Source organism: Novosphingobium sp. (assembly GCF_036733805.1).
In the GTDB taxonomy this organism is placed as follows: Bacteria; Pseudomonadota; Alphaproteobacteria; order Sphingomonadales; family Sphingomonadaceae; genus Novosphingobium.
The window spans coordinates 2,481-6,210 of the sequence record NZ_DAIMZT010000099.1; the positions used below are offsets into that span (position 1 = coordinate 2,481).

Annotated in this window: 3 protein-coding genes; all 3 read left to right on the forward strand. The window is 64.6% G+C overall.

Translation table 11 applies throughout. The features are described 5' to 3' along the window. The first annotated feature begins 118 nt into the window (after window positions 1–118). A complete protein-coding gene (locus V7D69_RS15070) occupies window positions 119–2,314 on the forward strand; it encodes a phage tail protein (protein WP_333606207.1) in 2,196 nt (731 codons plus the stop codon). A 27-nt stretch (window positions 2,315–2,341) separates the two neighbouring features. After that, window positions 2,342–2,800 (forward strand): DUF2793 domain-containing protein, encoded by a 459-nt coding sequence (locus tag V7D69_RS15075; RefSeq protein ID WP_324062493.1) that lies wholly within the window; start codon window positions 2,342–2,344, stop codon window positions 2,798–2,800. A gap of 189 nt (window positions 2,801–2,989) precedes the next feature. Beyond that, a partial coding sequence (locus V7D69_RS15080; protein ID WP_333606208.1) for an outer membrane protein occupies window positions 2,990–3,730 on the forward strand: 741 nt, incomplete at its 3' end.

Sequence of the window (3,730 nt, forward strand, 5' to 3'; positions counted from 1 at the left end):
ACCGCGCCGAGCCGTTTCGTTCACGCGCACGCCGGTCTTCGCCGCGTGGTCGAAGGGCCGATCGATCCAGGCTGGGCGGTGGTCCGCCGCTGGCATCTGCGACCAAGGAAGAACTGAAATGGCAACCATCGCCTTCAACGCTCTGGGCACATATCTCGGCGGCCCCGTCGGCGGCGCAATCGGCTCGCTGGTGGGGCGCCAGGCCGATGCGATGCTGTTCGGCGCGCCTGGCCGTCAGGGGCCGCGCCTCAAAGAACTGGCCGTCACCACGTCCAGCTATGGGGAGCCCGTGCCCCGGCATTTCGGCAGGATGCGGGTGGCCGGCTCGATCATCTGGGCGACCGACCTGGTCGAACACAGCGAAGTCCAGGGCGGCGGTAAGGGCAGCCCTTCGTTGACCACTTACAGCTATACCGGCAATTTCGCCGTCGCGCTTGCCAGCCGGCCGATCCGCGGCATCGGCCGCATCTGGGCCGACGGCAAACTGCTGCGCGGCGCAGCGGGAGACCTCAAGGTCGGCGGCACGCTGCGCATTCACACCGGAGAAGGGGATCAGCAGCCCGATCCGCTGATCCTAGCGGCCGAGGGCGCTGATCGCTGCCCGGCCCATCGTGATCTGGCCTATGTCGTGTTCGAAGATCTCGACCTTTCGGAATATTACAACCACCTCCCTGCGTTGACATTCGAGGTGATCGCGGACGAGGGTTTCGGCCTGCGCGACATCATTGGCGACCTGATTGAAAACCTGGACGCGGACGTGCCCTTGCCCGGCATCGCGGGGTTCACCAGCGAAGGTCCGCTTGCCGACAGTCTGCTGACGCTCGGCCAGGTCATGCCGCTGGAAGCCGATGCGGGTGGCGAGCGGCTTGTGCTCGCGCGATCGCGACTGCAGGGCGAGCCGATCGAGCTGCCGGAAGCGGCAATCGCGATCCGCGACGATGCCTTCGGCGCGGCCTCCGGCTTTTCGCGGCATCGTGCCCCGCCGCTTGACCAGCCGCCGTCGGTCCTGCGTTATCATGATCTGGGTCGCGACTATCAGTCCAGCGTCCAGCGTGCCTCGGGCTATGCCGGCCCCGGCGAACCGAGCGTGATCGAGCTGCCCGCCGCGCTGGACGCCGCCACCGCAAGAACGCTGATCGAACGGACCGCGCGGCGCATCGACTGGACGCGCGAGCGTGTGTCGTGGCGCACCGCCGAACTCGATCCGGCGGTCGCGCCGGGCGTCCTCGTCACTCTTCCGGCTATTGCCGGGCACTGGCGCGTGCTGGATTGGGAATGGCGCGACAGCGGTGTCGACATCACGTTGAACCGAGTCTTGCCCGCAGGCGCGGACGTGGCTCCCGCCGTGGGCTCCGACCCCGGCCGACCCGTGCCGTCGGTTGACGAAAGGCCGGGCGCCACCGTCATCGTCGCTTTCGAGCTGCCGGTTGATGGCGCGATCTCCAACCCGGATAGGCCGCTTCCTTTTGCAGCGGTATCAAGCTCCAGCGCAAACTGGGCCGGCGCAGCGCTTTATGCGGATCGCGGTGACGGCGAACTGCATCCCCTTGGGCCAAGCGGGCGAGCCCGCAGTGTAATGGGCACCGCGATCACCGCGCTGCCCCCGGCAAGCCCCCTGCTGTTCGATCGCGGTTCGCAGCTTGTGCTCACACTGGTCGATCCGGCCATGATGCTCGCCTCCGCGACCATGCGGCAACTGGCCGAAGGCGCCAATCGCGCACTGGTGGGAGAGGAAATCGTGCAATTCGCCCGCGCCACCCCGCTTGGCGGCGGAAACTGGCAGCTGGAAGGATTTCTGCGCGGACGTGGTGGAACAGAGGCGGCGGCCCTCTCGCATAAGGAGGGCGAGGCGTTCGTTTTGCTGGATGACCGCCCCATCGCCCTCGACACCGCCACGCTCGGAGATGGAGCAGACCGGCGCGTCGTAGCGCTCGGCAGGGGCGACGAGGCGTCGGTGGTCACGCCTGTCGCCTTGGACGGCCTTACGTTGCGTCCCCTTGCGCCGGTCCATCCGCGCCGGGTGGTGACGGCCGACGGTTCTTGGCGCCTGTCCTGGACCCGCCGCGCGCGCGGTGGTTGGCAATGGCGCGATGGCGTGGACGTGCCGCTCGTCGAACAAGCGGAAAGCTATCTGATTACGCTGGGCCCGTTTGCCGCACCCGTGGCCAGATGGTCCGTCAACCAACCGGAATTCGTCATTCCTGCTTCGTTGTTGCCCGAACTTTCCGCCGCAGCTCCCGGCGCGATGCTGCACGTTCGCCAGCAAGGCACGCACCGCCTATCCGACCCGCTGATGTTATGCAGAGTGCCCTGAGAAACCTATGAAAACAGGAGCTTGCCGATGAGTGATCCCGTGACTTTCGATAATGTCAGCCCCCGCTTCGCGCTTCCGCTGCTTTATTCGGCCCAAGCGCAGAAAGAGGTCTTCGTGAACGAAGCTTTCGCACTGGCGGACGCTTTGCTGCATTGCAGCATAGAAGGCGAAGCCGCGGCACCTCCCGCATCGCCATCCGACGGACAGAACTGGCTGGTAGCCGCAGGCGCTACTGGAGAATGGGCGGGGCAGGACCAGTTCTTGGCATGCCGGCAGAGCGGAAACTGGGTCTTCATTCCCCCGCGCGACGGAATGCGCGTCTTCGATATCAGCACCCAGCAACAGCGTTTCTTTTTCGGCGCATGGCGAAAAGCTGCATCACCGATGGAACCAGTTGGAGGCATAACCGTTGACGCAGAAGCCCGGACCGCGATCAATGACCTGATCGCGGCTCTCCGGGTGCTAGGTATCTTCCCGTCTGTCTGACGGGTGCAACAAAGAGGGGCAGATCAGTGGCGTCGATCTTGCAAAGCGATGTCGAAACACTCGCCAAGCCTGCAAAATCGCGACATTTTTGCAACAATCCCTCTCACTGTGCGCTTGCGCACGGTTCTTGGAGGGGCTAGACACTCGGTGCACTCGGTGGCTCCAAATCTCTATTAGTAGGGGAAACATATGAGGAAACTCGTCATTGGACTGGCGCTGGCTTCGACAGCCTTCGCTACGCCCGCTCTCGCGCGAGACAAGTCTTGGTATTTTGAAGGTGATCTCGGCGGCATGATCGTCGAGGATTCCGATCTTCGCCTTAATGGTGTCGATAACGCCGGGCGGTTGGACTTCAAGAAGGGCTGGGATGCTGGCGCGGTACTTGGCTATGACTTCGGTATGTTCCGTCTGGAAACCGAAGCCAGCTATCGCTCAACCCGGAACAAGAGCCTGACGATTCCCGGCGCTACTTTTGAGCGCAACCAGGACACTCTGGGCGGCAAGACCCGCAATTTGTCCTTCATGGTCAACGGTCTGCTCGATTTTGGTCCTGACGATGGCCTTCAGGGCTTCGTCGGTGGCGGCGCCGGCGTCGGCCGCGTCACCAGCTTCATCGCAACCAGCGGCCCGAATGTTGATGACTCGGATACCCGCTTTGCGTGGCAGGCGCTCGCCGGCATTCGCTATCCGCTGACGTCGCACTGGGATCTGGGCCTCAAGTACCGGTTCATGAACGTGAACAAGGTCAACTTTGTCGCCGCTGACGGCACTGACGTGCGTGCGCGCTGGCGTTCGCACTCGCTGCTCGCCACCCTGGCTTACAACTTCGGTGGCCATGAAGCGGCTCCGCCGCCTCCTCCGCCGCCGCCGCCTCCTCCGCCCCCGCCGCCTCCGCCGCCTCCGGCGACGCAGACCTGCGCGGACGGATCG